6 protein-coding genes are annotated in these 6,957 nt (G+C 37.4%); 2 read left to right on the forward strand and 4 right to left on the reverse strand.

Going from position 1 to position 6,957, the window contains the following annotated elements:
• The 4 genes from ACY65O_RS08395 to purN all read right to left on the reverse strand — a co-directional run.
• A partial coding sequence (locus tag ACY65O_RS08395; protein ID WP_462220406.1) for a dipeptidase occupies positions 1-956 on the reverse strand: 956 nt, incomplete at its 3' end.
• A 29-nt stretch (positions 957-985) separates the two neighbouring features.
• The gene (locus tag ACY65O_RS08400; protein ID WP_462220407.1) at positions 986-2,509 is read right to left on the reverse strand and encodes a serine hydrolase; all 1,524 of its coding nucleotides are present in this window, start codon (positions 2,507-2,509) and stop codon (positions 986-988) included.
• Between the two features lie 44 nt (positions 2,510-2,553).
• Entirely contained in the window at positions 2,554-3,306 is a 753-nt protein-coding gene (locus ACY65O_RS08405) for a hypothetical protein (protein ID WP_462220408.1), read from the reverse strand.
• 78 nt (positions 3,307-3,384) lie between these two features.
• Complete coding sequence (purN, locus tag ACY65O_RS08410) at positions 3,385-4,272, reverse strand: phosphoribosylglycinamide formyltransferase (protein ID WP_462220409.1); 888 nt, start codon at positions 4,270-4,272, stop codon at positions 3,385-3,387.
• Between the two features lie 289 nt (positions 4,273-4,561).
• On the opposite strand from purN, the gene ACY65O_RS08415 reads away from it, so the two are divergent.
• Both ACY65O_RS08415 and ACY65O_RS08420 read left to right on the forward strand, forming a co-directional pair.
• Entirely contained in the window at positions 4,562-5,830 is a 1,269-nt protein-coding gene (locus ACY65O_RS08415; RefSeq protein ID WP_462220410.1) for a c-type cytochrome, read from the forward strand.
• Between the two features lie 69 nt (positions 5,831-5,899).
• The coding region (locus ACY65O_RS08420; RefSeq protein ID WP_462220411.1) for a TAT-variant-translocated molybdopterin oxidoreductase at positions 5,900-6,957 on the forward strand (1,058 nt) is incomplete at its 3' end.

Below are 6,957 nucleotides of genomic sequence, written 5' to 3' on the forward strand. Positions count from 1 at the left end.
CTTTTTACTTCATCCGGATATTTATTAAACAAATACACCTGCATAAAGTATGGTTCCGGATTTACTTTCAACATTGAATCCATTTCTATTTTATGTTTAGCAGTAAAGGCATCACTTCTTGCTTCAAACGCAGGGTCAAGAAAACCACTGTAGAAATTAAGATGGATAACACCGCCGTTTTTTGCAACCGCTTTTATCTGATCGTCTTTTAAATTTCTCCGGTGTCCACAAAGGGCATACACACAACTATGCGAAACCAACACTGGTTTAGTAGTAGTGGCTATCGCATCCCAAAATGTTTGTTCACCAACATGAGATAAATCAACCAGCATTCCCAACTCGTTCATTCGTATTATTATTTGCTTCCCAAAATCAGTCAATCCTTTTTTTCTTTCAGGTTCTAAGGCCCCTCCTTCGGAGGGGTTTGGGGAGGCTTCGTATAACGCCGAAGTGGCCCAGGGAGTAGAATTATTCCAAGTGATGGTCATATAACGAACACCTCTTTTATATAATGCTTCTAATTTGTTCAAATCATTCTCTATCATGTGGCCACCTTCCACACCTAACAATACAGCAAGTTTTTTTTCTTTAGCAGCTTTAATAATATCGTCAGCAGTAAATGCCTGTACCATGGAAGCTGGGTTTCTGTTTGTCCATGCCAGCACGGTATCAATTTCTCTGTTGGCCCATGCATATGGATTTTTCATATTACCATCGCACCAGATAGAAAAAAATTGTGCATCTACACCACCTTCTTTCATTCGCTGCAGGTCAGAATGTGTTTTTGTTTTCAACGATTGGTCAAAACTTACACCAGCATCAATGGCCGTAGTAGGAATATCATTATGCGTATCAATCAGTATGGATTTGAAATGTAACTTTTTTGCCCGTTGGGCAAAACCAGCGATAGAAATAAACAGAAGAGCCGTTAAAAAAGAGGCAGAAAATTTTTTCATCAAATTAATTTTTACTAGTTGGCAGGTTATTATTTGATTTTAATAAATTCATACGGGGTAAACTCTACAAAGTCCGCAACTTTTACCGTTAGCGATTTCACTTTTTTATTGGCTACCGTAAACTCCAGTTTTTTCATTCCATATAAAGGATCATTATACGTACAGAAGAAACGATTGCCACCCAGTGGCTCCATAGTTCCGTATCTTCCTTTGTGATGTTCAAACCGCATAATGAGTTTTGCATTCTCTAATTTAATATTCATTTTGCCATATATATTGTGCATGTATTCGCCAGCATAGGCAGTCAGTGGTAATTCTGTTGTTGGATTCAATGCAATACTGTCATGGATTTCTTTCCACTCTTTCATTTTTTGTTCTTCATCAGCCCATTGGTAACTGCGATAAACTTTACTATAGTTGCGGTAAGGCAAGCCGAGATAAGCATCTTCTATTTCATTGCGCAGCGCTTCGAAAAAGCTATTGGCATCAGTGTTGGTTAGTACTACAATGCCTAATTTTTCTTCGGGCAATATTGTAACGCTTGTAACAAAGCCATTTACACCCCCGGTGTGAGAAACAATTTTTTTGCCACAGTATTCTTCTAAAAACCAACCCAGACCATACAGATTAAAGTGGCCGCTGTTAAATTGTTTACCACCATTGCCGAGTATTGAATGTGGTAACCAGGTTTGCGCTATAGCCGCTGCAGGAATTATTTGGGCATTGTTATACATGCCTTTATTTAACTGCGCCATTACCCAATGGCTCATATCATTTACCGATGAGCCAATACTGCCCGCTGCTGCTAAATTATCAATACTGCAAAAAGGAATTTTTATAAGCTTACCATCGGCCATGGTATGTGCACTGCATTTATTTAGTGCATTGGGGAAATCTTTACTTAATGCTAATGTACTGCTCATACCCAATGGGGTAAATATTTTTTGGGTGAGAAAATCTTCCCATTGCATGCCGGTAGCTTTTGGTATAATTTCTCCGGCAGTTAAAAATGCTGCATTGGTATAACCCCATTTTGTGCGGAAGGGATATTGTGCTTTTATGTGGCTCATTTTTTCTATCACTTCACTTCGTGTAAGGTTACTCGTCCAGTAAGTAAAATCTCCCTGGAAGGTTTGAAAACCCAGGCGGTGGCAAAGCAAATCTCTTACAATGGCCTGCTCGCCTGCGGCTTTATTATCTAATTTAAATTGCGGTATCCATTTAGTTACTTTATCATCAAGCGAAATTTTCTTATCCGCATCAAGCATAGCCAAAGCTGTTGCAGTAAAAGCTTTGGTGTTGCTGCCAATCATAAATAAAGTATTTTCATCTACCTTATCGGTACCGTTTATTTCTTTTACACCGTAGCCTTTCATTAAAACAACTTTACCATTCTTTACAATGCAAACTGCTGCGCCGGGTATTTGCCAATCGGTAAGAGCTTTGTTTACATAGCTATCCAAGCTGTCTTTTACAAAAGCAGGAAGACTGTCGGTTTGAGAAAATGTTTGAAGAGAAATAATGAGGCAGAAAAATAAAACGAACTTTTTCATAACAGTAATTTAGAAATGAAAATTACGGCTCTTTTTTATATTATTTATTTTGAGGCACCCTTTTGCAACAATTCAATTTTAAATTTATAGGAAGCATTTAAAATATACTGGTTAAAAGTTAACTCGTCAGCAAGGCTGGCAAATTCATAATCGGGCCGGTACTTTATTAAAAACATATCTAATTGTTCGCCTTCTAAATGCGTAAGCCTTTTTACAAGTACTTTATTAAAACGGTAGGTTATATATTTTTCCTGTTCCTGCTGCTCTAATCTTATCTGAAAAGTTTTAAGCCGTTTATTTCTTTTAAACCTGAAAATATTTATCAGTTCATTTACATCGGCGCCTACGCCACCCGTTGGAGAAACAGAAGTTTTAATACCTGGCTTTTCGTAATTATAAATGCTGGCATATGTCTCCCTGTTTTCTATTGAATCTTCTTTGTAAGATTTTGTAAACACTACCACTTCCTTCATGGTGCTGTATTTGCCTTTATAATTTACCCGTAACGAAATATCAAAATGCAAAGGATCGGCAACCGTTTGTACGGCAAATTTTTGTGTTGATTTATTACGGAATGTAAATGTAACGGAATCTTTCTCTGCAACTGTAAGGCTGTACCTGCCCATTGAATCGGTAACAGTAAAATTTCCTTTGTTGTTAGTTACTTTAACGTGGGGTACAAAATTTATTTTAGAAGAATCGTAAACTGTGCCGCTTAAAACAAACTGCGCCATTAAACCGTTAGCAGTAACAATAAAACAAACTGCCAGTAAAAATATTTTTGTAAATAAACGCAACAGCAAAAAAGTTTAGCGGCGTAATATTACGCCAACAAATTAATACATCATTATATAAGCCTTTTTTTAACGGCGATTTTACTTTTGCAGCAGCTCCGCAATTACTTTAGGATAATGCTTATGCTCCAGCAAATGAATTTTTTTTGCAAGGCTGTCAGCCGAGTCATTTTCATCAACAATACATTTTGCCTGAAAAATTACAGCACCATGATCATACAATTCATCTACATAATGAATAGTGATGCCGCTTTCTGTTTCTTTATTGTTGATTACGGCTTCATGCACATGGTGCCCAAACATGCCTTTGCCGCCGTATTGGGGCAACAGTGCCGGGTGGATATTAATTATCTTTTTAGGATATGCCTTTATTAATCTTTCAGGAATTTTCCATAAAAAACCTGCCAGCACTATAAAATCAATGGCATGTTTTTGCAATTCGGGTAAGTAACTATCGCCTTTAAAAAATTGTTCTTTTTCAATTAATAAAGATGGTATGCCAGCATTTGCTGCAATATTTAAAACACCGGCGCCGGGTTTATTGCAAATAATTAATGCAATTTTAATTTTAGCAGAGGAAGAGAAATGTTGAATAATTTGTGCTGCATTACTGCCAGCGCCGCTTGCAAAAATGGCAATATTGATTACTTTATCATTAGAAATTCCCGATTTACCTTTTTTTTGCTTTTGACCAGAAGTGGAAAACCGCTTCACTATCTTACCAATATATTTTTTAAAAAAATTAAATTGCCCCAGCGGAATGCTTACCAACAAAACCGAGAGCGGCCACAATAATGTAACCAGTAAAATATAGAGTACAACCCATAAAGCTCCTTTGTCAATTGTAGTAAAGTACATTAATTTTCGGCCTGCATAACCGCACAGGCTTCCACCCAGGGCAAATGTTGTTATTATTAATATAAGACTAAGCCCGCTTACCTTCCAATGCTGTTTAAGTTTTTCAAACATTTGGCAAATGTGAAGTAAAAATTTGTGAAATGAAAGAACAGCCTGAAAATTTGCTATTCAAATCTTGTTTACAAATATGTGACAATAACATTATAAAAACTAACACAAAACGCTGAAATACACGCCCAGTAAGCGAAAAAAAAATTTAACAATGTTGATATTATGTCAACATCCTGACTTAAATTTGCACCCGAAAGAGGATATTTTTCCACATTAGCCCCGTAATAACTGTATGAGTCGGTATAGAAAAATCTTTAACAGAGCATTTGCATTCCTATTTCTCTTTGCATTGCTTTCAATTACCAATAATGTTTTTGCTGCTGATGGCACGGCTCTTTTTAAAGAGAAATGCAGCAGTTGCCATAAGCCCGATAAAGATTTTACAGGCCCGGCATTACAAGGTTGGAAAGAAAGACAACCGGCAGGCTGGATTTATAAATGGGTAGCAGGACCTGCAGCAGTAATAGGTAGTGGAGATAAATATGCTACGGAACTTTATGCTAAATGGAAAGGCAGTGGTATGATGTCGAATTTTGCAGATTTAAAAAAGGATGATATTGATGCCATAATGAAATATGTAGATGATTTTAAAGCACCTCCTCCGGGTGGCGATACAACAAAACCTGGCGCTGGCGGTGGAGATGACAACTCCCTTCTTTTCGGCATCCTTACTTTAGTTTTAGCACTTATTGCATTTATATTATTACAGGTAAACAGCAACCTTCGCAAATTATCCGACGAAAAAGAAGGCATTCAACGCAGCGAACCTGTACCTGCTTACAAAAACAAAACGTATTTAATGGTAGCCATTTTGGTACTGTTTTGTGTGGCAGGATATTTCTTTACCAACGCCGCTATTGGCCTGGGCCGAATGAAAAATTATCAACCTGAGCAACCAATATATTATTCTCATCAGGTACATGCTGGTACCAACCAAATCAGTTGTTTATATTGCCACGGTGGCGCACATGACTGCAAGCATGCCAATATTCCTTCGGTAAATGTTTGTATGAACTGCCACAAAGGAATTAATAAATACGAAGGACCGGATAAATTAGAAAGAGAGGATGGCACTGCAGTAAACGGTACCGAAGAAATTGAAAAGTTATACGCTTATGCAGGATTTAATTCCGCCACTAAAACTTATAACCCCGATAAAAATGGCGATGGTATGCCAGATGGCGCACATCCAATTGAATGGGTAAAAATTCACAACCTGCCCGATCATGTTTATTTCAACCACAGCCAGCATATAAAAGTAGGTAAACAGCAATGCCAAACCTGCCATGGTAATATTCAGGAAATGCCCGAAGTGTACCAGTTTGCAGAATTAAGCATGGGCTGGTGTGTTAACTGCCACAGAGAAAGTAAAGTAGATTTTTATAATAAGGCAGACAGTACCGGTAATAAATTTTACAGCATCTATCAAAAATTCCAAAATCAAATGAGTGATTCTATTTTTGATAAAAAAGGTAAAAAAATATTGAATCCGCACAAAATGGATAGTGTAACGGTAGAAAAAATTGGTGGAACAGAGTGTCAAAAATGTCACTATTAAACTCCTATCCCTGAAGGGGAATGGAGGAGATTAATTTGGATTTAATTATCATTAGCACATTAGCATACTATGAGTAATAAAAAGTATTGGCAAAGTTTCGGACAACTCAATCAAACAGAAAGCTTTCAGCAATCTGCAGAAAAAGAATTTAAAGAAGAGCTGTTGCCATTGGAGGATTTGGATGATAAAGGCATTTTAGATGCAAAAACCCCACGCAGGGATTTTCTTAAATATTTAGGTTTTAGCACTGCTGCTGCAACATTGGCTGCCAGTTGCGAAATGCCTGTACGCAAAGCGGTACCTTATTTACAAAGACCCGATAATGTTATTCCCGGTGTTGCAAATTATTATGCATCAACTTATGTAAATGGCGGCGATGTAATTTCGGTTGTGGTAAAGCAAAGAGATGGCAGACCAATTAAGATAGAAGGTAATGAATTATCAAGCGTAACCAAAGGTGCAACAAGTGCACAGGCACAGGCATCGGTTTTAGATTTATATGATAATACCCGCCTGCGTTACCCGATGCAAAAAGCAGGCAGCGATTTTAAAGAAGTAACTACTTTTGATAATTTTGATAAAATGGTGGGTGCCGCTATTACCGGCAAAACAGTTGTTTTATTAACTGCTACCATTAATTCTCCTTCTACACAAGATATTATAAACGAATTTTTAGCAAAATATCCCGGCAGCCGCCACGTACAATACGATGCAGTAAGTTACAGTGGAATGCTGCAGGCCAACGAAACTTGCTATGGAAAAAAAGCAATTCCTTCTTATCATTTTGAAAATGCAAAAGTAATTGTTAGCCTTGGTGCCGACTTTTTAGGCACCTGGTTAAGCCCGACAGAATTTAGCAAACAATACTCTGTAAACAGAAAAATAGTTGGAGAAAAACCAGAGCTAAGCCACCATATTCATTTTGAAAGTATGATGAGTATGACAGGCAGTAATGCAGATGACCGCATTACGCATAAACCTTCTGAAACTGGTGCTGTAGCAGTTGCAATTTTAAATGCGTTGAATGGTACAGCACCATCTTTTGCAGATAAAAAAATAAACGACGGCATTAAATTAGCTGCCGAAAAATTAAAAGCAGCAGGTGGTAATGCATTGGTAGTTTGTGG

The sequence above is a fragment of the Ferruginibacter sp. genome (genome assembly GCF_031430955.1).
Lineage (GTDB): Bacteria > Bacteroidota > Bacteroidia > Chitinophagales > Chitinophagaceae > Ferruginibacter.